General features: G+C 57.3%; 22 protein-coding genes. 10 read left to right on the top strand and 12 right to left on the bottom strand.

Translation table 11 applies throughout. The annotated features are described in order from the left end of the window. Nucleotides 1–20 precede the first annotated feature (20 nt). The 3 genes from HK23_RS01370 to HK23_RS01360 all read right to left on the bottom strand — a co-directional run bounded on the left by HK23_RS01370 (nt 21) and on the right by HK23_RS01360 (nt 2741). Nucleotides 21–482, bottom strand: a complete 462-nt coding sequence (locus tag HK23_RS01370; protein WP_143217461.1) for a hypothetical protein — start codon at nt 480–482, stop codon at nt 21–23. Next, nucleotides 479–1399, bottom strand: a complete 921-nt coding sequence (locus HK23_RS01365) for an extracellular solute-binding protein (RefSeq protein ID WP_179193759.1) — start codon at nt 1397–1399, stop codon at nt 479–481. Before HK23_RS01365 ends, HK23_RS01370 begins: the two co-directional genes overlap by 4 nt. A 220-nt stretch (nt 1400–1619) precedes the next feature. Continuing rightward, nucleotides 1620–2741, bottom strand: a complete 1122-nt coding sequence (locus HK23_RS01360) for an ABC transporter ATP-binding protein (protein ID WP_086652595.1) — start codon at nt 2739–2741, stop codon at nt 1620–1622. Nucleotides 2742–2808: 67 nt separating this feature from the next. On the opposite strand from HK23_RS01360, the gene HK23_RS01355 reads away from it, so the two are divergent. The 7 genes from HK23_RS01355 (at nt 2809) to HK23_RS01325 (ending at nt 7197) form a co-directional block, all read left to right on the top strand. Then, nucleotides 2809–3111, top strand: coding sequence for a hypothetical protein (locus tag HK23_RS01355; protein WP_043551376.1), 303 nt, complete (start codon nt 2809–2811; stop codon nt 3109–3111). A gap of 38 nt (nt 3112–3149) precedes the next feature. Then, on the top strand, nt 3150–3575 hold the full coding sequence (locus tag HK23_RS01350; protein ID WP_043551375.1) for a hypothetical protein: 426 nt from the start codon (nt 3150–3152) through the stop codon (nt 3573–3575). A gap of 135 nt (nt 3576–3710) precedes the next feature. Beyond that, a complete protein-coding gene (locus HK23_RS01345) occupies nt 3711–4205 on the top strand; it encodes a MarR family winged helix-turn-helix transcriptional regulator (protein WP_063907719.1) in 495 nt (164 codons plus the stop codon). Between the two features lie 22 nt (nt 4206–4227). Then, nucleotides 4228–4422 (top strand): DUF1656 domain-containing protein, encoded by a 195-nt coding sequence (locus HK23_RS01340; protein ID WP_025826372.1) that lies wholly within the window; start codon nt 4228–4230, stop codon nt 4420–4422. Nucleotides 4423–4450: 28 nt separating this feature from the next. Next, nucleotides 4451–5362 carry an HlyD family secretion protein gene (locus HK23_RS01335; protein ID WP_025826370.1) on the top strand — a complete coding sequence of 304 codons (912 nt, stop codon included), beginning with the start codon at nt 4451–4453 and terminating at the stop codon, nt 5360–5362. 19 nt (nt 5363–5381) lie between these two features. Then, nucleotides 5382–6896 (top strand): efflux transporter outer membrane subunit, encoded by a 1515-nt coding sequence (locus tag HK23_RS01330; protein WP_373270299.1) that lies wholly within the window; start codon nt 5382–5384, stop codon nt 6894–6896. A gap of 16 nt (nt 6897–6912) precedes the next feature. After that, nucleotides 6913–7197: a hypothetical protein gene (locus tag HK23_RS01325; RefSeq protein ID WP_043551373.1), complete on the top strand. Its 285-nt coding sequence runs from the start codon at nt 6913–6915 to the stop codon at nt 7195–7197. Nucleotides 7198–7244: 47 nt separating this feature from the next. Here HK23_RS01325 and HK23_RS01320 read toward each other — a convergent pair whose 3' ends face one another. The 5 genes from HK23_RS01320 to HK23_RS01300 form a co-directional block, all read right to left on the bottom strand. Further along, the gene (locus HK23_RS01320) at nt 7245–8054 is read right to left on the bottom strand and encodes an alpha/beta fold hydrolase (RefSeq protein WP_086652593.1); all 810 of its coding nucleotides are present in this window, start codon (nt 8052–8054) and stop codon (nt 7245–7247) included. Between the two features lie 186 nt (nt 8055–8240). Beyond that, nucleotides 8241–8750 (bottom strand): RidA family protein, encoded by a 510-nt coding sequence (locus HK23_RS01315; RefSeq protein WP_086652592.1) that lies wholly within the window; start codon nt 8748–8750, stop codon nt 8241–8243. A 1-nt stretch (nt 8751) separates the two neighbouring features. Next, nucleotides 8752–9186 (bottom strand): c-type cytochrome, encoded by a 435-nt coding sequence (locus HK23_RS01310; protein ID WP_086652615.1) that lies wholly within the window; start codon nt 9184–9186, stop codon nt 8752–8754. Beyond that, nucleotides 9186–10787 (bottom strand): flavin monoamine oxidase family protein, encoded by a 1602-nt coding sequence (locus HK23_RS01305; protein ID WP_086652614.1) that lies wholly within the window; start codon nt 10785–10787, stop codon nt 9186–9188. The genes HK23_RS01310 and HK23_RS01305 overlap by 1 nt, the downstream gene beginning before the upstream one ends. Nucleotides 10788–10961: 174 nt before the next feature. Continuing rightward, complete coding sequence (locus HK23_RS01300; RefSeq protein ID WP_086652591.1) at nt 10962–13340, bottom strand: phosphoketolase family protein; 2379 nt, start codon at nt 13338–13340, stop codon at nt 10962–10964. A 372-nt stretch (nt 13341–13712) separates the two neighbouring features. On the opposite strand from HK23_RS01300, the gene HK23_RS01295 reads away from it, so the two are divergent. From HK23_RS01295 to HK23_RS01285, 3 genes are all read left to right on the top strand, one after another. Next, on the top strand, nt 13713–16355 hold the full coding sequence (locus HK23_RS01295; protein WP_086652590.1) for a TonB-dependent receptor plug domain-containing protein: 2643 nt from the start codon (nt 13713–13715) through the stop codon (nt 16353–16355). A gap of 69 nt (nt 16356–16424) precedes the next feature. Further along, a complete protein-coding gene (locus HK23_RS01290) occupies nt 16425–18029 on the top strand; it encodes a flavin monoamine oxidase family protein (protein ID WP_256940005.1) in 1605 nt (534 codons plus the stop codon). Continuing rightward, complete coding sequence (locus HK23_RS01285; protein WP_179193758.1) at nt 18026–18448, top strand: c-type cytochrome; 423 nt, start codon at nt 18026–18028, stop codon at nt 18446–18448. The genes HK23_RS01290 and HK23_RS01285 overlap by 4 nt, the downstream gene beginning before the upstream one ends. Nucleotides 18449–18539: 91 nt before the next feature. Here the strand turns inward: HK23_RS01285 and HK23_RS01280 are convergent, their stop codons facing one another. Genes HK23_RS01280 through hpnD form a run of 4 tightly spaced genes read right to left on the bottom strand, consistent with a single transcriptional unit; the run spans nt 18540 to nt 23461 of the window. Then, a complete protein-coding gene (locus HK23_RS01280; RefSeq protein WP_086652589.1) occupies nt 18540–19244 on the bottom strand; it encodes a phosphorylase family protein in 705 nt (234 codons plus the stop codon). A 3-nt stretch (nt 19245–19247) separates the two neighbouring features. After that, nucleotides 19248–21218, bottom strand: coding sequence for a squalene--hopene cyclase (shc, locus tag HK23_RS01275; RefSeq protein ID WP_086652588.1), 1971 nt, complete (start codon nt 21216–21218; stop codon nt 19248–19250). A 33-nt stretch (nt 21219–21251) separates the two neighbouring features. Next, nucleotides 21252–22547 (bottom strand): hydroxysqualene dehydroxylase HpnE, encoded by a 1296-nt coding sequence (gene hpnE / locus HK23_RS01270; protein WP_086652587.1) that lies wholly within the window; start codon nt 22545–22547, stop codon nt 21252–21254. 20 nt (nt 22548–22567) lie between these two features. Then, on the bottom strand, nt 22568–23461 hold the full coding sequence (gene hpnD, locus HK23_RS01265) for a presqualene diphosphate synthase HpnD (protein ID WP_063907714.1): 894 nt from the start codon (nt 23459–23461) through the stop codon (nt 22568–22570). Between the last annotated feature and the right edge of the window lie 25 nt (nt 23462–23486).

Below are 23486 nucleotides of genomic sequence, written 5' to 3'. Positions count from 1 at the left end.
GGATAAACCGGCAGGAGGCCTCAGGAAAGAGGGGCTTTGCTGATTCCCAGAGCGGCGAGCAGGCTGAGTGCAAGTGCCAGACACACGCTGCCAGCCAGTGGCCGACCCAGAAGCGGGAGCCAGAGCAGACGGACACGGGTCATGGTCGTTGCTCCCAGTTCCTGCGCTGTATATCCCCAAGCTGACGGAGCATCTTTCAGACGGTAGAGCGGCGCAAGAGAAATGGCTGGTCCGATCAAAACGCCCTGCAGAAAGGGCAGGAGCAGAGACATGCGGTCAAGCGGCAGTAGCAACGGCAGCGTGAGAGCTGCTGCGGTGGCCGGCAGCAGAACCAGCAGGAGCAGCGTGTAAAGCCGGCCGCCCTGCCGGGTAGACAGTGCTGCGCTGAGCACAAGGGCCGCCAGACAGATGCCCGTTACGGCCGAGGACAGCGTGTGGGTGATGAGAAAAGGCACAAAGCTGGACGTAGTAGGAAGGCTCACCGGTCTTCGGCCCAGCGCTCAAAACGTGCAGACAAGGTAGAGAGATGCGAACTCCAGAACGCGTCATTCACTGCGATGGGGGGCAGGATATGGCGGCTGTCCGGAGAGCCGGCATTGATTTCCGCTAGAGACGGCAGAGACGGCCACGCATTGGCAAAGGCCTGCTTCTGGGTGGGGTGTTCCAGCCATGCTGTCAGAGCCAGCGCCGTATTTTCTTCGGCAGATGTTTTTGGTACGCCCCAGGCGTAATTGACCTGCAGGCGCTGGGGCCAGTAGAGGCCAAAACGATCCCGGTCAGCCTGTGCGGCGCTGAGAATTTCTCCGGTTGGCACGCTGCCCATCAGCGCGCCCCCACTTTTAAGGATGCGCGCAGCTTCCTCCGGCGTGGACCACCAGACAATATAAGGGCGTAACTGGTCGAGCTTGCGGAAAGCCCGTTCCACGCCGTCCTGCGTGTTCAGGACACGGTAGAGGGCGTCAGGCGAGACGCCATCGGCCAGCAGGGCAATTTCCAGCGTGGTGCGGGGGTCGCGGCGCAGGCTGCGGCGACCGGGATGGCGGGCGACGTCCCAGAAGTCGGACCAGTCGGGCGGGGTATCAAAGCGGGAGCGGTCCCACGCCATGGCAAAGTCGATCGAAGCGGAAGACTGACCGCAGCCGTTAGGGGAGGGGTCCGCTGGGTCTCGCACCAGCAGGCCCAGCGAGCAACTGATTTGCAGAGAGCTGGTTTCCATCATCACGGCGGCCCAGCGGTGTGGAGACTGGGCTTCCTGCTTACGAAGAGACTCGATCCCCCCATCCCACGGGGTGGGAGCCAGCGGATGCTTGATAAGCTGCGCATAAGGCGAGAACAGCACTTTCTGCTGAGTGGCTGTAATGGCCCCCCCGAAAGTCAAAATTCGTACCGGTTGCACCACGGTCCGATGAATCCGGCGTATCGAGCGCGCATCAGCCTGCGAAAAAGCAGGCAGCACCATGCTCCCCAGAACGAGCGCCGTCAGCCCATGCCAAAGCAACGCTGGCAGGGGAGAGAGGCGTTGCGCCTTGGGGCGACGGGGCCTTTCGAAGGATGCGTTGCGAAACGAAAGAAGGGACAGGGGTAGCCTCACGCGGTTGCTGCTTAGGTCAGATGCAATTCTAGCCTGATTTCTGGTCCATCGGAAAGGCAGTGGCGTTTGCTGTTTGCCAGGCAAGCAGTGCGACGCGCCCCGGTTCCAGGTCCCGCATGGTATGAACAGGGGGACGGTGGGCAATAATTTCCCCGCCGTCCTGCATGCGAAAGCGCATGTGAATGGCCGTGCCCACATGCCTGGCGGAGACCAGCGTGCAGAGCAACATATCATTTTCTTCAGGCGTCGCGCTGATCTGGCGGGGGAACATGACGGAGAGCCGATCTGGCGCGATGCAGATATTGGCGAGGTCCTGCTCCTCCAGCCCCGGTGCGGCCATGGCCTCCACGGTCTCTCCGGTGGGGAGGCGGAGTTCGGCCATATCGTCTTCGGCATAAAGCACTTTGCCGGTCAGGATATTGGCTTCACCAAACGCAATAGCGACCTGTTCATGCGCAGGGCGTGTGAGCAGCTCAGGCGGTGTGGCAAGCTGGAGCAGGATACCGTTTTCCAGAATGCCGATGGTGTCCCCAGCCATCAGGGCTTCCGTGCGGTCCCGCGTGAGCAGCAGGGAGCTGAGGCCAATGGCGCGTTGCAGCTTTTCCAGCAAAGCCATCATGCGTCTTGTGGCGGTATGGTCCAGAGTGCTGAAGGGGCGATTAAGGACAAGAACTTCAGGCCGCATGACGAGGGCGCGGGCCAGCTGGCCTCGCAGGTTTTGTTCTGGTGTCAGGCTGGCGGGTTTAAGCGCGCGGCGTCCATCCAGCCCGACGAGGGAGAGTGTTTCCGTTGTGCGGCGTTCGCTTTCCGCCGCGGAGACCTGCCCGGAGGCCCTGAGCGGGAACAGAATGTTGTCCGCCAGCGTCAGGTGCGGGAAAAGCGGCGCATGCGCCCCGATGGTGGCCAGACCGCGCTGGCCTGTCGGGCGGTGGGTGACATCCTCTCCGCCCACCAGGATCTGCCCGCCATAGCTGGGGGCATGTCCGGCCAGAACGTCCGTCAGGCGGGACAGGTCATCATGCTCGATGCCGATTCCCAGCAGGGCCACGCACTGGCCTTTCTCCACGCTCAGGCTGAGGCCGGGGAGCGGAGGGAGGAAAGCGAGATTGTGAAGGGCTAGCGGCGGGGGCGAGCTATGCGCCGTATGCATGCAACCTTATCCTTAGCGATCAGTTAAAAGGGTGTTGTCAATAAATCTAACGCGAATAGGGTGTTCCATGTCTTCTGATAAACTCAAGGATGTAAAGGCTGCTGGTGAGTCTGCTGCTGAGACAGCCCGTGATGAAATTGAAGCCGTAAAGGCGCATCTGGAACGGCTGATCACCAAGCATGTGGTGCCCGCGCTGACGAATGCTGGCGGCAAAGCCAGTGATTTGACTGAAGAAGCAGTTGCCAATGCGCGTGAACTGGCCAATCATGCGCGCAGCGATATTTCCAAGCAGACGCGTGCGCAGTCGTCATGGGTGTCCATCGCCATTTCCGGCGTTGTGGGCTTTATCCTCGGTCGGATGTCACGCTGAAGCCTCACGTGATCTGAACGAAGGTAGTCCCTGAGTCCATGCGTATTTTTGAACTTGGCAGGTCCGCCCTGCATGCACAGTCCCATCTCATGCAGCAGATGGCGGTCCGGTTAGGAAAACAGGCAGCATTTCTTGTTGCCGCCGCGGTATTCGGGTTCTTTGCCCTGATATCCGGCCATGGACTCCTGTGGGCCCTGTTCCTGTTTACCTTCCACTGGGGTCCGGTGACGGCAGCGTTCGGCGTCTTTGCGCTGGATGTGATTTTTGCCCTGATCTGCGTTCTGTTTGGCCGCCGTTCCTACCTGACGACAGCTGAAGTGGAAGCTCGCATTGCCCGTAACCGCTGTGCGACACAGATGAGAGAATCCGTCACTCTGGCCGCAGTCACGGCCACGGTGGCAGGTTCTCTTGGCCGCAGCGGCACCCGCAAGGTGTGGGACGTGGTGCGCCGCAAGAAGAACTAATTTCTTTCCATCCGCCTTTGCCCATAGGTTCCATTCCAATTTTGCATTGGCAGGGGCGGATTTTTTCTGGGAATGATTGCCCTACGATTTTGTGAGCGTGCGAACAGTTTGTATGCTTGCTAGTATGGGCACATAATGGAACCTCCGCGTTATCCTGATAAAAGCATCGAAACCCGCCGGTCCTTCGGGCACCGGCTGGCGCGCCTTGCGGCCATCTGGCGGCGCGAGATTGATGCGGATCTGCGCCGGTTCAGCCTGACGGACGCAACCTGGCGGCCCATCTATTATCTCAATTTTTCTGAGCAGCCTGTCAGACAGACAGATCTTGCCCGTTCTCTTTCCCTGGAGGCGCCGTCTCTCGTGCGGCTGCTGGATGTGCTGGAAAAGCGCGGCTTTATTGTCCGGGAAATTGATGAGGAAGACCGCCGTTCCAAGCTTGTCAGCATTACGGAAGAAGGCCGGAAAATCGCTGCACTTGTCAGCCATGCGGCAGACGATGTGGCAACGCGCCTGACCGAACATGTAACCCCGCAGGAACTGGAGCAGTGCTGCGGGATTCTTGACCGGGTCGAACAGGCCGCGTCCGGACAGAAAGATCTGGCCGGATCAGAGCGGGCACACGCACGATGAGAGTTGCTACGAGAATGGCGTCATGCTGACGGAATTCAATCTCTTTGGTGTCTTCATGGCGCCAATCGTCGTTTACGCACTGGCGGCGCTGCCCCTTACCATGTGTGTTCGTTTTGTGTTGTGGTGGAGCGGCCTGCTTGGCTGGTTCTGGCACATCGCTCTGTTCGAAGTTTCGCTCTACGTTTGTATCCTCTGCCTGCTCATTTTGTACGTCTGATCCCTGAAAAGGCTTTTGAGTCTCCGCAATGCCCCTTCTGCGCACCCTGATACGAGTTATTCTGACCCTGGCGGTTGTCTCTCTGGCCATTGTGCTGGGGGTGACCCTCTGGAACGTCTACATGATCGCCCCATGGACCCGTGATGGCCGCGTGCGCGTGTATGTTGTGGACGTCGCTCCTGAAGTCTCGGGCACGGTGGTGCAGATCCCCGTGGTGGATAACCAGTTTGTGCATAAGGGAGACCCGCTGTTTGTGCTGGACCCCGTGCGTTTCCGTCTGGCGATCCGTGAGGCACAGGCCCGGCTGGACGGCGCGCTGGAAGATTTGAAGCTCAAGCGCAATGATGCCCGCCGCCGTATGGGGCTGGGTGGCATTGTCTCGGCGGAAGAACAGGAAGTCTTCAACTCCAATGTGGCAACCCAGATTGCCGCCGTGGATGCTGCTCGCGCCGCGCTGGACGTGGCCAAGCTGAACCTTCAGCGTTCCGTGCTGTATTCGCCGGTTAATGGGTACGTGACTAACCTTAATCTGCGGGTGGGGGATTATGCCTCCTCCGGGCAGGCGCGTCTGGCCGTGATTGATGCCGATTCCTACTGGGTTTACGGCTATTTTGAAGAAACCAAGATGTGGGGCGTCCATGTGGGTGATGAAGCCCGCGTCAAACTTATGGGCTACAAGCCAATTTTGACTGGCCATGTGGTGAGCATTGCCCGCGGTATTAACGATACCAACGGCACGCCGGACAAGCTGGGCCTGCAGGATGTGAACCCGATCTTTACCTGGGTGCGTCTGGCCCAGCGTATTCCGGTGCGTATCCATCTTGACCATGTGCCGGACAGCGTAACCCTGGCCGCGGGCATGACTGCGACTGTCAGCGTCGGGCCGGAACCGCGTGGCCGACGGGGCAAGATGACCACCTGGCTGCAAGATCACCTCTGAGAGCGGCATGGAACATAAGATGAAGGTTCATCGTCGCCTCGGCCTGTTCATGGCGTCCTCCCTGATGCTTTCGGCCTGCACAGTCGGGCCGAACTATCAGGCAGAGCACATGAAGGTGCCGGCCCAGTTCAAGGAAGCAGCGGAAGAGCACCCTGCTACCCAGGAAGAAATTGACCGCACCAATAAGGAAATGACCGAGTGGTGGGCGGCGTTTAAGGACCCGGTGCTGACCAGTCTGGTCGAGCAGGCGATTAAGGGGAACTATGATCTCCAGATCGCCGGGCAGCGGATTCTGGCCGAACGTGCTATTCGTGACCGGTCAGCCTCGCAGTGGTATCCGCAAATGGATGCCAATATCGGGGGCGGGGATGTTCGCTATTCCCTGAACATTGATAACTGGCCTATCCGCCCCGGGAACCCGCAGAACCGGCCGGAAGCTTCCATGCTGACCTATGGCGCAATGGCGACGTGGGAAGTGGACGTATTCGGGCGTATCCGCCGTGATGTGGAAGCGCATGAGCGCGCTGTGGAGGCCTCAATTGAAGGCCGCCGCGCACTGCTGATGACCATGCTGTCCGAACTGGCGTCAGACTATATGCTGCTTCGGGTCACGCAGTTGCAGATCAAAATTGCGACGGACAATATCCGTGTTGCCAAGAACGCGGTGGATCTGACCAACAAACTGTATCTGGAAGGTGTGGGGAACACCCTGCAAATTGCGCAGGCTCAGGCTGAGCTTGATACGCAGATTGCAGCGCGTGAACCGCTGAAAACCCGTGTCTCTCAGGTAACGCATGCTATTGCAGTACTGCTGGGACAGATGCCGGGTTCTCTGGAAGACGAGCTGAAGGTGCCGCGGCCTCTGCCGACTGTGCCAGAATTTCCTGCCACCCTGCCGTCTGTCGTGATTGCCAACCGCCCGGATATTCGTATGGCGGAACGGCAGTATGCGCTGGCGACGGCGCAGATTGGCGTGGCTGTGGCTAACCTCTACCCGCACTTTGTCATTCCGCTGACCTTCAACCCGAATGCATCGGCCATGTATCAGCTGTTCCAGGTGAATGCCATGAGCTGGCAGTTCCTGATGATGGCCAGCCTGCCGCTGATGCATGGTGGCAAGATGACGTCTGAAGTGCGGGCGGCTCAGGCCTCTGCAGAAGCAGCGCGTCTGACCTATCGGCAGTCCGTGCTGAACGGCTTCAAGGAAGTTGAAGACGCCATGGCGGCCTGGCACGATGATATTGAATATGCCGAGCAGCTGCATAAAGCCGCAGAAGATAGCGCCACAGCCAGTGAGCGGGCGCGGCGTCTGTATGGTGCGGGTCTGGTCGGCTTCCTTGAAGTTCTGACAACTGAGCGCACCACCCTGAATGCGCAGAACATGGAAGCACTGGCCCGTCTGGAACGTCTGCGTGATGCTGTGAACCTTTACACGGCATTGGGCGCAGGCTGGAAAGGTGTGGCGCTGACCAATTCGACCCTGCCAGTTTCCCTCGAAACACAAAACGTGCTAGCGCGGGCCTTCAAGCAATGATCTGAAAGGTCACATCATGAGCAAGTCTTCGTCTCCTTATGTGCGTCGGCTGCTCTGGATTGTGGCCTGTTTTGTGGGTGGTTTTGCGCTGCTCTGCGTGAGTGGCTGGGCGCTTGTCGTCAATGGAAGCACGCAGGATTCTGCGATGGTGACCGCCCTGCGCTGGTTGCCCGTTGCGACGGGGGCGATCACGGTGGCGGCAGGGTTTTTCCTGCTGTCTCTCCCCGTGCCGGAAGACCCGGAAGATTTCTTTCTGCCGGATGATGCCGATGGCGAACTTGAGAGAACGGACGGCAAATAAAAAGAGGTTCAGCCCATAATCAGAGCTGAACCGTTCTCATCCTGACGTCAGGCTTTGACGGACAGGAAATCGGCCAGAGCCTCATTAAACAGAAGCGGTGCCTGCAGGAAGGCAAAGTGGCTGGTATCGGGCAGGATCATGTAAGAACTGCCCGGAATATGCGCCACCAGATATTCCAGATGCGGGCGATGAATCATCTCGTCGCGGTCCCCGTCCACTATCCATGCCGGACAGCGGATGGCGTTCAGGCGGTCTTCCGTAAATTCGGCATCATGTTCCCATTTCCACAGCCCCCAGACCGTTTTTGAAAAGGTCTCAAATTCGTCAGGGGTAGGGGAAAGGCGGCGGTAGTCTTCTGTCGCCCGCTTTACAAAAGCGTTGACCACCTTGTCCCCGCTACAGGCCAGATTGAGGCCCGAGGCGGACATATGTGGCCCATAAGCAAAGATGCGTTTGATGCGGTCCGGGTGTTCAGACGCCAGAATAATGCTCTGCACACCCCCATCACTCCAGCCAACAAGACTGGCGTTTGGGATTTCCAGATGGTTCATCAAGTGAATGATATCGTCCGCCATCTGGGCGTAGCTGAGGGGCTTATCCCCTAACGTGCTGCGGCCATGTCCGCGACTGTCGACGACGATGACACGGTGCGTTTTGGCAAGGCAGGCGGCCTGTGTGCCCCAATAATCCGAGTTCGCCATGCCGCCATGCAGCATGATGATGACATCATCCCCCGTGCCCCCTTCCGCATAATAGAGCGAGCATCCGTTAATGGGGGCGTGCTGTCCTTTGAAGGACGCCAGAGGGGCGGGAGTGGCAGGAAGAGTCTGCCAGCGTTTTGTTAAATGCTCAGTCATATCGTCAGGCCTCGTAAAAGCGCGTAGTAGCGAATCTTGTTATAACAAGATCCCGTGCGCCTTTAGATGGCCGTGTACGATAAGACTTACAAATGTGTGAGGCGGGATGCTGTTTCCCCGGATCCACCGCTTGTCTTTTTGCTGGAAAAGCGATGGACTGGGGAATTCGTTGCCCGGCAATAAGCCTTATTTTTTAGGCGTCCGAACAGCCGTGACCTCAATTTCAATCAGCCAGCCGGGGTTGGCGAGCTGTGTCACGGCAAAGGCAGAACGCACCGGCAGGTTGGGCTGCTTTTCCGTACCGAAATACTGGGTGTAGGCTTTCATCATGCCATCAAAATCCAGCTGCTTTGTGCGCGGGTCCGCCACCATATAGATGTGCATCTGCACAACATCACCCATGGTCAGGTTCAGCTTTTTCAGTTCGCCTTCAATGCGCTGGAGCGAGGCGAGGGTCTGGGTGCGAGTGTCGCCATAGGCTTCAAGGCTTTTGGGTGGTGCAGTTTTGTCCTGCACCGGAGCGCCCATGCCGCTCAGATAAATGGTGGTGGCCCCGGCGGGGACTTCCACAGCGGTGGAGATGGGGAACTTGCCATCGCCATGACGGATCACGCCGCCTTCAGCATGCGCCAGAGCAGGGAAAGCAGCCAGAGCCGTCAGGGCTGCGGCGGGGATCAGGCTTTTAAAAAGGCGCACGTTATTCTTCCTCTACTGACAGGTGGGGACGCATTTCAGAAACGTCTTCCGGTTTCAGGGCATCAGTATAATGGTTCCCGAAATGTGTGCGAACGTAATTGACGACATTAGCGACCTGCTGGTCATTCAGTAGTCCGGCAAACCAGGGCATGCCGCCAAAGCCGTTCAGCACCACATAGGCCGGATACTCCGCACTTTTCAGTTTGGGGTTGCCGGCCAGAGCGGGGAACTGCGCCCCGGCTCCCACAGCGCCTTTGCCGTCTGGCATGTGGCAGCTCTGGCAGACGTGACGATAAATGGCTTCACCATCGGGGAGGACCTGCATTTTACCGGCCACAGCACTGGCGCTGTCCGCATGGGCAGCGCTCGGGGCAAGGCCGGGGGTGACAAGGCCAGCGGTGATAAAAAGAGATGTCACAAGAAGAAGTTTCTGCATCATGCTGCTCCCAGCGCGCGTTTGTGCAGACGGGTCACGGCATCAAGTGCTGAGAGAATGGCCCCCTCCTGCCAGCAGCCGACGTAAGAGGCGTGTTCTCCGGCCAGAACGAGGCGGTTGTCCACGGCACACAGCGTTTTGTAATGGGTTTTCCGGGCTTCTTCCGTCCACATGGAGCAGCAACCGAGTGTCCACGGCACACGGCTCCATGCAAAACTAACGCCGTTTGAAAACTCTTTGCGGTATTGAGGATGAATGGCCATGCCCTGATCCAGAGCTCGTTGAATACGCTCTTCCGGTGTCATCCCCGCAAAGTCATAAGCGGCGGGACCGAACATGTAGCCGCCCAGCAAGACCGCAGGCCCTTTTGAGAAAATGCCGTTGCTGGGGTAGGAAATCTGACTGATCTGCTGGTCGGTAAAGCTGATGCCGCCGTAAATCTGGTCATCTTCCTCCCAGAAGCGGCGCTTGAACTCCATCCCCATTTTGACGGATGAGGCATAAGGCACGGCGGCAATAGCGGCCTTCATCCCGGCTGTGACCTGCACATCCAGCTGCGACAGCACGGAGAGCGGAATGGTGCAGACACAATAGTCTGCCTGTGCCTGCCGCACGGCATCGCCATGGGCTGTGTCTGTGTAGGTGACAGTCACGCCGCGGTCATCCTGATGGATGGAGGAGACCTTGCAGTTCAGTGTGATGAGGTCTTTCACCTGACGGGTGAAGCCCTTGCCGATCTGATCCATCCCGCCAACGGGCTGGAACATCGTGGTCTGCATGTCCAGCCGTTCGTGAAAGGCCATCCAGTTCCACAGGCCCGACTGCATGACATCCTTACGGGCGAACAGATCGGAGGGGACGGGCGCGCCATCAATCCCGCCGCCCTGCGGTTTTTCAAAACCCCGGCGCAAAGAGCTGGTGTTGCCTTTGGTGTAGGCCATATCCTTGTTCAGGGCGCCCCAGGAGTGCATGGCCTCACGGAGATGAGCGCGTTCCTCTTCCGGGACCAGCTCATCCAGCTTGTGCTGGTCAATGGCTTTGGCCAGCAGTTCTGCTGTAAAGCCGTTGAAGTCAGAGGCCAGTTCCCGATAGCGTACGGCCTTGCCGCCAAAGGCTCCTGTGGAGTGCAGCCAGCTGTTATGGTTCAGCTCAATAAAGGGTTCGAGCTGTACGCCAAATTCACGGCAATAATGCAGTAGTCCCTGATGATGGTACGGGATACGCCACGGGCCGGGGTTGATATAGTTGCCGGCCGCAAAACCAACTTTCTGGGTCGCACCGCCCAGTTCCTTTACGGTGTCACCGCCCCGCAGGCTGATATTGCGTCCGCCGCTGCGGCTCTGGAATTCCAGAATCTGGACCTTGTAGCCGGCTTTCCGCAGTTCATAAGCCGAGAGCATCCCGGCCAGACCAGCACCCAGCACCAGCACGCGGGTGCCGGGTTTGGCACCGGAGAGCTGGGGTGGCCCACGGAAATCTGTGCCCATAGCGTGGCCCAGAGTTGTCATGGCCTGATACAGCGCGGCGCTGCCAGCCAGAGTGCCGATGCGGGTCAGAAGCTGCCGGCGCGTCGGTGCGGTGGGCGGATGGGCGTGTGGCATCAGGTAATCCCGAGATGATGTCAAGAATAGTCAGGCCGCATGGAATGACCGGCATTTCCTCACAACCGATCATGACGGAATCAGATCGTTTGTGTATCGTAATGCTAAGACATCTGTTACGGCATGACAACATCTCAGATGCGCCAAATCGTGCAAAATAGTGCGCAGGGATATTTACTGAGGCCAGGTCCAGTTCCGGATTTCGGGCATGTCCTCCCCATACTCACACACATACCGTTCGTGTTCTGCCAGTTTGTCGCGCACGGCCTGATGCGTATAGGCCGCCTGACTGGCCAGCCGGGGTACCCGCCGGATGACGTTGGCCACCAAATGGAAACGGTCCAGATGGTTGCGCACGGTCATATCAAACGGGGTTGTGGTGGTGCCTTCCTCCCGGAAACCATGCACGTGGAAATTGGGGGCGTTTTTCCGTTTGTAGATGAGCTGATGCACCAGTGCCGGGTAACCATGGAAAGCAAAAATTACCGGCTTATCTGGTGTGAAGAGCGCATCGAACGTCTCATCCGGCAGGCCGTGCGGGTGCTGCTCCGGTGTTTGCAGCGTCATCAGATCCACCACGTTTACAAAACGGATTTTTACATCAGGCAGGTATTCATTTAGCAGGCTGACAGCGGCGAGGGCTTCCAGCGTCGGCACATCGCCTGCGCTGGCGATAACGACGTCCGGCTCGCTCCCTTTGTCATTACTGGCCCATTCCCACATGCCAATGCCCTGCTGGCAGTGGGTGATGGCGTCATCCATGCTGAGCCACTGCAATTCCGGCTGCTTGCCCGCGACAATCACATTGATGCGGTCCCGGCTGCGCAGGCAGTGGTCGGCCACGCAAAGCAGCGTATTGGCATCCGGCGGCAGGTAGATGCGCACGGTCTCTGCTTTTTTGTTGACCATATGGTTCAGGAAGCCGGGGTCCTGATGGCTGAACCCGTTATGGTCCTGCCGCCAGACATGGGACGTGAGCAGATAGTTCAGGGACGCAATGGGCCGCCGCCAGTCGGTTTCCCGCGAGGTTTTCAGCCACTTGGCGTGCTGGTTCACCATGGAATCAATAATATGGATGAAGGCCTCATAGCAGGACAGAAAGCCGTGGCGGCCTGTCAGCAGATAACCTTCCAGCCAGCCCTGACAGGTGTGTTCGCTAAGGATTTCCATGACATGGCCGTCTTTAGCCAGATGATCATCATACGGTTCTGTCTCCGCGTTCCAGGCGCGGTTGGTAACATCCAGAACGGCATTCAGGCGGTTGGAATTGTTTTCATCCGGGGCCAGCACACGGAAATTCCGTTTGTCCAGATTGGCCGCCATAACATCTTTCAGCCACTCACCCAGAACACGGGTGGATTCCGCCACGGTCTTGCCGGGGGCTGTTATGGCAACAGCATGGGTGCGGAAGTCCGGCAGGCGGAGGGGGCGGAGCAGCGCGCCGCCATTGGCGTAAGGACTGGCGCTCATGCGTTTGTCAGAAGGCGGGGTAAGGGCAGCAATCTCGGCTTTCAGACTGCCATTTTCATCAAAAAGCTCTTCCGGCCTGTAGGACTTCATCCATTCTTCAAGAATAGCGAGGTGGCCGGGTTTTTCCATATGATCGACCGGCACCTGATGCGCCCGCCAGAATCCTTCCGTGCGCAGACCATCCACCGTTTTGGGGCCGGTCCAGCCTTTGGGGCTGCGCAGGACAATCATGGGCCAGGTGGGGCGCGGGGTGTCACCCTTGCCGTTACGGGCAGCAGTCTGAATGTCAGTAATGCGGGCAAAGGCCTCATCCATGGCTTTTGCCATAGCCTGATGCATGGGGGCCGGATCATGCCCCTCCACAAAAATAGGCTCGTAGCCACAGCCTTTCAGGAAATCACGTAGCTCATGCTTGGGGATGCGTGCCAGAATGGTGGGGTTGGCAATCTTGTAGCCATTCAGATGCAGGATGGGGAGCACGGCCCCGTCTGTTTTGGGGTCGAGAAACTTATTGGAATGCCATGAGGTGGCGAGTGGCCCGGTTTCTGCCTCGCCATCGCCCACCACGCAGGCCACGACAAGGTCCGGGTGGTCAAACACCGCACCAAAGGCATGCGAGAGGGAATAGCCCAGTTCACCCCCTTCATGAATGGAGCCCGGTGTGGTGGCAGCCGCATGGCTGGGGATGCCACCGGGGAAGGAGAACTGGCGGAAGAGGCGCGTCATGCCTTCTTCATCCTGCGTCACATCCGGGAAGTATTCCGTGTAGGTGCCTTCCATCCATGTGGAGGCAATCAGCCCCGGTGCCCCGTGGCCGGGACCGGCGACAAACAGAATATCTCGCCCCTGTGCCCGAATAATACGGTTGAGGTGCAGCCAGATAAAATTCAGTCCCGGCGTGGTGCCCCAATGGCCCAGAAGGCGCTTTTTGATGTGCTCCAGCTTGAGCGGTTCCCGCAGTAGCGCATTACGCAACAGATAAATCTGGCCAATGGAAAGGTAATTGGCGGCGTGCCACCATTTATTGAACAGATCCAGCTCTTCGGCTGAAAGCGGGCCGGGGTTTGGGGCGGTGCTGGTCATGGTGGTCCTTCCGGGGAAAAGGGGCAGAGACAAAGCATAAACCAGAAACGTTCAGACTGGTGTACGGTTCGGGTATGGCTGAGGTCGAGTGGCGACATAAAATGGGGGTATATAATACCGCTGGTCATAAGGTGTTCGCACTGAGCTCCCATCTTCATTGGTTACATGGAGAGGAGGGTGACGGTGGCTCTTACTCTTGAAGGGCGTCATCGGCTGGATGCGTACAGAATGTTGCAATACAGCAACTATCCCACCAAAACATTCCGGAATCGATTCATATTGATGGCAGTTTCCTGAGCGCCTGATCATACTGCGGAAATGACTTGGGTCGTGGTGTCCTAAAGTACTTTTTCAGAAAGTATCGGGTGAGGCATGATGATAAGAAACAAAATTTTCTTGATGACGACGACGCTGTGTGTCGTAACGCCTTATGTTACCGCAATGGCCGCAACATCTGAAAAATATAAGACTTCTACGCAAAAACGTCCTGCTTCTCAGGAATATTCTCAAAAAAATAAAGTAAGTTCTGCAAAATCCTCTTCATCTCGTGTTGCGCCCGTACGCCATAAAGATACGGGTCCCATAATGGCGGGAGAAGCGGAAACAATTAACGTAACAACCGGAACACATTCGACCAATCGCAAGGCGCGTCAAAGCACATCTCCCGTTACGGTTGTTTCTGCCGCTACTTTGGCGCGATCAGGGCAAATGAACCTCGCAGATGCGCTTACGCGCACTTATGCATCCATTAACGTTGTTGCAATGGGAGCTGATTCCGCCGCCTTGACCTCCTCCATTCAGATGCGTGGGTTGGGGCCGAATGAAGTTCTTGTTCTGGTTGATGGTAAACGGCGGCATAATACTGCAAATATTGTTGCGGATTCTGGCCCGCAGTTTGGTTCTACAGGTGCCGATATTAATAGTATCCCGGCCAATATGATTGATCATATTGAAGTGCTGGAAGATGGAGCCGCCGCGATGTACGGCTCTGACGCCATTGCCGGGGTGGTCAATATTATCACCAAAAAAAGAGATCATGGCGTAAGTATGAGCGCGCAAACGGGCGCTAATGCGTATAATGGGGATGGGTGGCAGTACCAATTAAATGCCGATGGCGGTCTGAAATGGGGCAATAATGGTTTTCTCCATCTCAGCGGGCAAATGTATCATACTGATCATATGACTGTAGGTGCCAAGGACCACCGCCTTCTGGGATATTGGCCGGAAGGTGCTTCTACAAACGGTTACTATACCGGATCTGTAAAAGTTCCTCTTGATTCAAACAAAATTCTTGGCCGGCCTGAAGAAACCCGGGAAAATTTCGGGATGGATTGGGGCAAGGATATTGTGGATGATCGTCTTCAGTTTTACGGTAACCTGACATACATGCATCGGCATGGCGAGGCTTACGAAAACTATCGCATTCCCAGCAGTGCGCCGAGTATTTATCCCTGGGGTTATTCTCCTTTAGAAACTAACGAAGAAAACGATTACGCCGTCACAATGGGCCTGAAAGGGAACAGGCTTTTTGGAGACTGGGATTGGGACGCAAGTTCAACCTATGGTGCTGACGGAACCAAAATTGGCAACAAGAATACCGTCAATACAGGGATGCTTGCCTCAACATGTTCTACTAATCCTTCCAGCGCATATTATTCCACTGACGGTTGTGGTTGGTCACCAACGTCTACCCGGGCTGAAACTTACCGGATGGCCCAGTGGACCAATAATCTGGATTTCCGTCATCGCTTTAATATTGCCCACACTGTACCGATGACACTGGCCATAGGTGGAGAGCACCGGCTTGAAACCTATCAAATTATAGCGGGCAACCCGAATTCCTATGAGTTAGGCGGCACGCAGGGGTATGCCGGTCTTGGCCCGCAGAGTGCTGGGAACTGGCACCGTGATATTTTTGCGGCCTATATTGATGGTGATTTCCATCCTTTGAAAAACTGGGATCTGGATTTTGCTGGTCGTTTTGAACATTATACGGATGTGGGCAATACCCAGACGGGAAAAATCTCAACCCGCTATGATGCGACAAAATGGCTCGCTTTTCGTGCAACAATCAGCACCGGTTTTCGTGCGCCCACCCTTGCAGAGCAGCATTACAGCGCAATGAACGTTGGTCCTACCAGCGCTTCTGGCATGCTTGCTGCGTCATCGGAGGCAGCACGCGCTTTAGGGGCTTCAAAGCTAAAGCCGGAGCAGTCTGTTAGTGAGAGTGGCGGCGTTGTTATTGAACCAGTAAAAGGTTTTCATATTGAAGCCGATGTTTATCAGATCAATCTGCGTGACCGTATCGTAGGAGGCGGGACGGTCAATGGTCAGGCAGCAGTCAACGCTATTCAGGCAATGGGGTATACGCTTGCCGGACCAGCTTTGTCTGATCCTTCTCAGGATAGCGCTTACTATCTGACCAACGGTGCGAGTACCCGGACGCAGGGCTTAGATATTAAAGCAGATTATGCTTTTCACATGGAGCGTTATGGGACTCTGAATTTGTCAATGGCGCTTGATCTTAACCGGACGCGCCTCCACCATAACGGTTTGGATTCCAATGGGAACGAAGTTCTCAACGCACAAAATATTGGCTATATCACGACGGCCTATCCTCGTAGCAAAATCATTCTCAATGCATTTTACACGGTGGATAAATGGGACATTAATATTCGCCAAACCCGTTATGGCGAAACAACAAATATGCTGGAATATCAGGACTGGACAAATGGTGCTCTGACATGTCCCGCAGATGGACAGGCTCTCCGCTATTCCAATACCTGCTTTGCTCAATTTAAAAATTCTCCCCGGTGGCTGACTGATCTGGAAGTTGGTTATCGTTTCAATAAAAATTTTCATCTTGCTATTGGGGCAAACAATATTTTCAATGTTCGTCCACGCAGAATTCCGCACGTGAATCAGGCTTATGGGAGCCAGATTTATGACCAGTTCTCGCTCCAGGTTCCTATTACCGGAGGATATTATTACGGGCGGTTGAACGTCACATTCTGAAAACGGAATAGAATAACGGTAAAAAATAATGAGAGTTTCTGTTTTTCTGTTTTGATGTAAGGATAGTTCATGACTATCAATTGCGGAATCTTGCCTCCGACACGCCGGCAGTTTCTCACCAGAGTTGGTATTCTGGCCGGAAGTGCTGGTCTTTATCAGGCTATGACCAGTTTGGGTCATGCCATGAAAAGTGATTTTAAAGGGCCACCAAAGCTTTCCGGAGCTAAAGCCGGGACTACGGTTCTTGTGTTGGGGGCTGGGCTCTCTGGTATGCTCGCAGCTTATGAGCTTCGGAAAGCCGGTTATTCTGTAAGGGTTCTTGAGTTTCAGGGGCGTGCGGGTGGTCGTAATATTACTTTGCGTGGGGGGGATACTCTGACGGAGCTGGGTGGGGCAACACAAAAAGTTTCTTTTTCAAAAGGGAATTATATTAACCCTGGTCCGTGGCGTATCCCTTATCATCATCAAGGTCTGCTCCATTACTGTCGTGAATTTGGCATCGCATTGGAGCCATTTGTCCAGCTTAATCATAATGCATGGCTTCATTCGTCTTCAGCATTTGACGGTAAACCTGTCAGATACCGTGAATTTGCATCTGACCTGAATGGCTATACGGGTGAATTGCTTTCCAAGGCCATCAATCAACATAGACTTGATGATATTATCACGCGGGAAGAGCAGGAGCATGTTCTTACAACCATGCGCGGCTGGTCGGGATTGAGTGATAAAAACACATGGGAGGCAGGGGCGCGTTCTTCACTGCGGCGTGGTTACGATAAAATGCCATCGGCAGGAGCAGATGGCGCTCCGACATATTCAAAACCTTTTCCGCAAGCCGAGGTAATGAAATCTGGTCTCTGGCGTTGGATGGCTTTTCCTGAGGCGCTTGATATGCAGACGACCATGTTCCAGCCCGTAGGAGGAATGGACCAGATTGGGAAAGGCTTTGCCAGTAAAGTGAAGGACCTGATCACTCTTGGGTGTGCCGTCACGGCTATTCATCAGGATGAGCGTATGGTGAGGGTGGCTTATAAGGATAGCCAGAATGGGAATGTCTTGCGGGAAGCTACGGCAGAATATTGTGTCTGTACCATTCCCCTGCCTGTCCTGTCCCAGCTCGATATTCAGGTGAGTGGTCCTTTAAAAGCGGCTATAGCGGCGGTACCCTATGCGTCATCTGTCAAACTTGCCTTTGAGTTCAAGCGCCGCTTTTGGGAAGAGGATGAACAGATTTACGGCGGTATCAGTTTTACTGATCAGCCTATCAGTCAGATATCCTATCCAAGTCATGGAGCCCTTTCAAAAGGCCCTGCAGTTTTACTGGCGGGTTATATGTTTGGGCCGGCAGCCTATGATTTTGCGGGCATGACCCCAGAGCAAAGGGTTGAAGAAGGACTGCGGCAGGGCTCGGTCTTTCATCCCAAATCCTACCGCAGTGAGTTTCTCAACGGGATAGGTGTTGCGTGGAGCCGTATGCCCTGGACGTTGGGATGTTGCAGTATGTGGTCTGAACAGGCACGTAAGACCCATTATAAAACACTGGTTTCGATGGATAACCGCATTGTGCTGGCAGGTGAGCACGCATCTTATGTCGGGTGTTGGCAGGAAGGGGCAATTCTTTCGTCGCTTTCTGCAATTACTCAATTACATAAGCGTGCAACGGGGGCGGCATGATGCGTTTTGTTTTCTTGTCTCCCGCAACGCTGCTCGCTCTTACCCTCATGTCGCAAGCGGCACATGCCGATACGGCGAGCGGAGAAACGGGTAAAGTCCAGGTTATGGACACAGGTGAGGCTGTCTATCACCATGTCTGCCAGTCGTGTCACATGCCGGATGGTAAGGGGGCACGAAATACGGCTGGCGCAGGTTTCCCCGCGCTTGCCAATAATGGAAGGCTTCAGGATTCAGGTTATCCTGTCTATATGATTCTTAACGGGCGTGGTGGGATGCCCTGGTTTTCTGGTATTTTGACCGATAAACAGGTTGCCGATGTTGCGAATTATGTCCGGAGCCATTTTGGAAACCATTGGACGGACGCAGTCTCACCGCAAGCTGTTGAAGAGTTAAGGCCCACAGTCAAACTTGAAGAATAAACATGCCGTTCTCTGATGGTCGGATTGACATGCTTATGGCGAGGCTTCTGTGCTGTATGATGCAGATGGATAATCGTGTTCTTAAGTATCGTCAGCCCGCAAACCGCGCAAAAGCCGGGCGGGTGCGCTGCTGCTCCAGAAAGGTCAGCATGGCGGTGCGGGCGCGGCCGGCGTCTTTGCCAAGGCCGATCAGGCCGGAAATCTGGCCGGGGTTGCGCAGAAGAGAACCGAGTAGTGCCTTGATGTTCAGGCCGCCATCCGGAGAAAGAACGGTGCCTGCAACCGGGGGCAGGGAGCGGCTGGCCGGGTCACACACCACGCGCAGCACGGCAAAGGGTAGTCCGGCTTCTTCCGCAGCGCGGGCCAGAAAGCCGCTTTCCATATCCAGAGAAGCGCACTGGCTTGTTGCGAATAGGCGCGCTTTTTCCGCAGCATCCAGAACAACGGTGTCACTATGCAGTAGGGCGTTGCCTAGCACACCCGGCTGGCCTGCCCCCAGAATGTGGCGCAGCGTCGGGTCACACGTATAAGACGCGCCCCATGCCATGACGCGTTCCGGCAAAATCAGCGTGCCGGGGGGAAGTGCCGGGTCCAGCCCGGCAGCCAGACCGAAGGAGAGGAGGCAGTCTGCCCCACAGGCGGCCAGTCGCGCGGCTTCCCGCTGTGCGCCGGTGCGGGTGGCCCCGCTGGCGGCAATGGCGGCATGCGGGAACACGTGCCGGATCAGCTTTGCTTCGGCTTTCAGGCCGACAAGAATGCCAGGGCGGCTGGGGGAAGGCTGTGTGGTGTTCGTCATGTTTCAGAACCCGAAGGCTACGCGGCGTGTATTGCTGCTTTCCAGATTGCGGTAGCGCGCTACAGCCATCAGCGGGAAGAACTGCTTGTAACCGTGGTAGCGGAGGTAAAATACTTTTGGGAAACCGACCGCGTTATACGGGTCTTCCTGCCATTCACCGTTTTCATCCTGCTGAGATGCCAGCCAGCTGATGCCGCTTGTGACGGCCGGATCATCCCGTCGGCCTGCGGCCATCAGGCCCAGAACAGCCCATGCGGTTTGAGAGGGCAGGCTTTCCCCGTAGGTGCCATGGCTGCCACCTTCGTAAGACTCGCAGCCCTCGCCCCAGCCACCATCCGGGCGCTGGACGGAGCGCAGCCATTCCACAGCTTTCACTACAGCCGGGTCATCATGCGAGACACCGGCAGCATTGAAGGCGCACAGAGCGGACCATGTGCCGTAAATGTAGTTTGTGCCCCAGCGGCCAAACCATGAGCCATCCTCTTCCTGCTCCTTGCGCAGGTAGGTCAGGGCGCGTTCCAGCACGGGGCGATCTTCCCCATGGCCAAGCTGGGCAAGGAAGGAAATGCAGCGGGCCGTCACATCAGCAGTCGGCGGGTCCAGCAGAGCGCCGTGGTCCGAAAACGGAATGTGGTTCAGCAGTTCTTTGTTATTATCAATATCAAAAGCACCCCAGCCGCCATCGCGGCTCTGCATGCCAAGGATCCACTGGCGGGCGCGTTCGATGGACTCCGCGTTGGCCGGGTCACCCTCACGGTGCAGCAGCATGCCAACCACGGCGGTATCATCCACGTCCGGGTAATAGTCATTCCCATACTGGAAGGCCCAGCCTCCGGGGGCGACGTTCGGGTTATTGATGGCCCAGTCGCCTTTAACGTCCAGAATCTGCTTGTCCCGCAGCCATTTGCTGGCCTTGCGCAGCTCGGTCAGCGTTTCTTCCGGGGCAATGCCTTTGGGGCCGGAGGCAGCCTCGAGCATGGCATGGCCGGACAGCCCGGTGTCCCAGATAGGAGAGACGCAAGGCTGGCAATAAACTTCATCATCTTTATGGACCAGCAGTCCCTGCACGGCTTCCCATGCGGTGACGGCGCGTGGGTCCGTGTCCGGCACGCCAAGGGCGCGATACATCATGACCACATTGGCCATGGCCGGATAAATAGCTCCCAGACCATCCTTGCCGTTCAGGCGGGGCTCAATGAAATCAATCGCCGCCTTGATCGCTTTCTCATGCGTTTTGGACGGAATCAGGCCAAGGGTAGGCCGCAGCACACTATCCAGTCCCTTGAACACGCGGCCCCACACGGAGCGGTACGGGCCACGAATCCAGTCCGTCACGCGCTCTGGCGGCGTGACGAACAGTTCCCGAATATGGATCTGGCGCGGATTGATAGCGATGGGCCGCAGGGCTGCCAGCACCAGCAGCGGCGCAATCACCGCACGAGACCAGTAGGACATGTTCCAGATGGAGAAGAAGGCCTTGCGCGGCAGGAGCATCAGTTCCACGGGCATGACCGGCGTGGCTCGCCAGGGCACATCCCCAAACAGGGCGAGCTGGATGCGGGTGAACACGTTGGTGAGCTCGGCGCCGCCGTGGTCCAGAATAGCGTCGCGCGCACGGCGCATGTGGGGGGCGTTGATATCCTCCCCGGTGGCTTTCAGGGCAAAATAGGCTTTAACGGAGGAGGAGAGGTTGAAGCCGCCGTTATGATACAGCGCCCAGCCCCCATGCTCCGTGCTTTGCGTCCGGCGCAGATAGACCGCAATCTTCTGCTCCAGCGCATCATCAATCCGGTTCAGATAATGTTCCAGCAGGATATATTCCGCCGGAATGCTGGCGTCGGCTTCCAGCTCATACACCCAGTGTCCGTCCGCCTGCTGGCGTTGCCCCAGAGCGGCATGAGCATTTTGAACCACACGATCCAGATCCTCACCGGAAAGCGGGGTCTTGGGATGTGCGCTGCCGTCAGCGGCCATGGGGTGTTCCTTGTTTCTGGCGTCTTGTTTTTATTAAGGACGACGCAGGCCGAGTGTGTGCACGGCCTTCACGCCTGATCTCATTGCGCCTTCAAGTGTGGCGGGGAGTCCGGTTGCCGTCCAGTCCCCGGCCAGAGCGAGGTTGACCAGCTGCGTGGCAGAACCGGGGCGCAGGCGGTTTTGCTCCGGTGTTGCGGCAAAGGTGGCACGTTTTTCCCACACCACGCGCTGGTGCGGCGGGGTGGCGGGCAGCGGCTCTTTCAGAACCGGGTCACACGCGCGGCGCACATCGTGCCAGATGGCGCGGGCCAGATCATCCGGGTCCTGTTCGGCAAAGCGGTTGGCAGCGCTGACGGTGACGGAGAGAATATCACCCCGCAGGAACACCCATTCCGCAATGCTGCCGACCAGCCCCATAAACCGCGCACGGGCGAAGGAGCCCAGCGCCTGCGGGGCGGCGTCCAGACGGAAATGCAGGTTCAGAATGCTTTCAAACGCATTGGGAGCCTGAAAGCCGGGCAGATGCGGGGCGAGCAGGCTTTCCGCCACCGGGGCAGGGACGGCCAGAATGACGGTGTCGTCCTCCGTCAGCGGGATCACGCCGTCCGGGCTGTGCAGAGCGGTCACGCGGCCCCGGCTGACATCCAGTGCGCTGATGCGGCTCTGGGTACGGACCTCGGCCTGCAAAATGGCCAGATGCGCCAGCGCCGGGTCCACCAGCGATTCAGAGAGGCCTTCCTTGGGGAACCACGGCACGCAGGCCTTGCCACCGAGGGAGAGCGATTCCTTCACCACAGCGCCAAGCAGGGCGGCGCTGCCGGTCTCACAGGACGTGTTGAGAGCAGAAATGGCGAAAGGTTCCAGCAGGCGGCGGCTGAGCGCACCGGGCAGAAGGCAGTCGGAGACGTGCTCATCTTCCCCGGCCTGCATCAGTTTTTGCAGACTGCGCAGTTCCACCACCCGCATGTCCGGCACACGCCGATGCGGCTGGAACACCCACCAGGGCATGCGCCCGCGGGAGAGGTCCAGCGTCCAGCGCGCGCCTTCTGCCAGATCGACAAAGGGGAAGATGGGGATACCGGGGCCGGTCAGTGTATCGGTCCCACCCGTCATGGCCAGATAGCGGAAGACAGTTTTGTTGGCCGAGAGCAGCAGATGGTTGCCGTTATCAATCCGGCAGCCCAGCTGCTTGTCTTCGTACGACCGGGCACGGCCCCCACAGGCGCGGCCTGCTTCATGCACAATCACGCGGCGGCCTGAGCCAGCCACTTCCACCGCGGCGGCCAGACCAGCCACGCCGCCGCCAATAATGTGCACACAGGATGCCATGCTGTTGGTCTCTTTCTGGATCAGGGGCGGTAGGAGCGGGTCAGCCAGAACATCTTGTTCAGGGCTGAGGTTTCCGGCCGCTCATGCAGGGCTTCGGCAGACCAGCCGCGCTTGCGCAGGGCGACCAGAATAGCCTCGTAGCTGGCACCCATAATCCGTGCGGGAAGCATGGCTTTGGCGCGGCAGGACTGCATGGTGATGAAGGCTTTCCGGAAATGGTCCAGCGCCCGCACGGAGAGGATGTTGGCTACACCCTGCAGGCCGGGGGCGGAAAGCGCTTTAATGGGGTCATGCGGGACATGGAAGCGGTCCAGCAGGTCACCCGGCAGGTAGAGCCGGCCACGGGCGGCATCTTCCGCAATGTCGCGCAGGATGTTCGTCAGCTGCAGGGCGCGGCCCAGATGGTAGGCCACTTTGTCCGCCTCTTCTGTGCTGTCACCAAAAATCCGCACGGACAGGCGGCCCACGGCGGAGGCTACGCGGTCACAATACAGGTCCAGCGTTTTTTCGTCCGGGGCGACGATGGTGTTTTCCGCATCCATCATCATGCCGTCGATAATGGCGTGGAAATCGTCCTGCCGCAGGGCAAAGAAATGGATGCAGGCCAGCAGCACACGGTCCAGCGGGTCCTGCGTGGTGCCGTGGTCATACAGGGCCACAATGCGCTGGTGCCAGGCATCAAGAGCGGCCTTGCGCTCGGCCATGGGTTCATACCCGTCGGCAATATCATCCACCACACGGCAGAAGGCATAAATGGCATACATGCCGTAGCGGCGCATGGGGGGGAGGATGCGCATGCCAGCGGCAAAGGACGTGGCGGCCTGCTTTACCGTGCTTTCCACCCATGCCAGATCCGCGGGGTCACACCCGAGGGGAGTTGGCTCGTCATGCGTCTGGATGTCTTGAGCTGTCACGCGCTTTTCACCTGTTTGTTCATTA

Source organism: Acetobacter malorum, assembly GCF_002153605.1.
In the GTDB taxonomy this organism is placed as follows: Bacteria; Pseudomonadota; Alphaproteobacteria; order Acetobacterales; family Acetobacteraceae; genus Acetobacter; species Acetobacter malorum_A.
This window is presented reverse-complemented; position numbering and strand designations above follow the sequence as displayed.